Consider the following 945-nt stretch of genomic DNA (forward strand, 5'->3'; position numbering starts at 1 on the left):
GTGGCCAGCACTAGCGAAGTCGGAGCCATCACCGATCGCAAGAAGGATCTGCGCTGCGGTCTTGATGCCGACTCCGGGCATACTCATCAAGACCTCACAAAGAGGGAAATCAGCGAGCATCTCTTCAACCTGCTCAGCAATGGTGTTTCGTTGCTCTTTGAGGGCCTGGATGTTTGCAGCCAGTTGAGGAATTACTAACTCGGCGGCATCGCTTCCAGGCACGGTGACTGTTTGAGCTTTCAGCGCTGTAAAAATGTCGTCTACCAGCGGGGTGGGGTCTTTACGTGTGCGCTTGATCATCCAGTTCAACACTCGTTGGTATCCGGCTCTTTTTAGCCCCTGCGGTCCCTTGTAATGGATCAATAATTCCAGGATCGGCGTGCGAGTCAGGGTGCTACCAGCAAAAACTCGTTCCAGGCTGGGGTAGATCTGGGTGAGGACACTGCGAAGCCGATTGACAGTGCGAGTGCAATCGCGGGCGATGTCATCATCGAAGCCGGACAGCATCTTTAGGGCGGAGAGTACCTCATCATTGCGGTCGACGGCACGTAGCGTGTGGGGCATTGTGCGGGCGGTGTCGGCGATGATGAATGCGTCGCGTTTGTCTGTTTTTGCACGTCCCGGATAGAGATCTGCAGCTTTGCGCATCGCAAGACCTGGCAGGTATCCGACTTCGCAACCGCAGTCCCGGGCTACAGCAATCGGTAGTGCGCCGATGGTGTTGGGTTGGTCGACGATCACGAGTACGGTGCCAAGCTTCTGAAGCTGGTGAAAAACGCCTGCTAGTTCGGATTCGAGTTGAGGCAACGGTTTGTCGAAGACCTTGTTGCCATCACGGTCTAAGGCGCAGGCGTGGTGTTCAGATTTGCCGACGTCTAACCCAAGGAATATGTCGATGGAATGCTCCGGAGACATGATGAGCTCCTAGAAAACGAGATGGGTATG

General features: G+C 54.9%; 1 protein-coding gene. It reads right to left on the reverse strand.

What is annotated here, in order from left to right:
• Positions 1-915 (reverse strand): IS110 family RNA-guided transposase (locus tag HMPREF2847_RS01725; protein WP_070851317.1); only part of this gene is annotated, 915 nt, incomplete at its 3' end.
• Between the last annotated feature and the right edge of the window lie 30 nt (positions 916-945).

This window comes from Corynebacterium sp. HMSC074C03 (assembly GCF_001838285.1).
In the GTDB taxonomy this organism is placed as follows: Bacteria; Actinomycetota; Actinomycetes; order Mycobacteriales; family Mycobacteriaceae; genus Corynebacterium; species Corynebacterium amycolatum.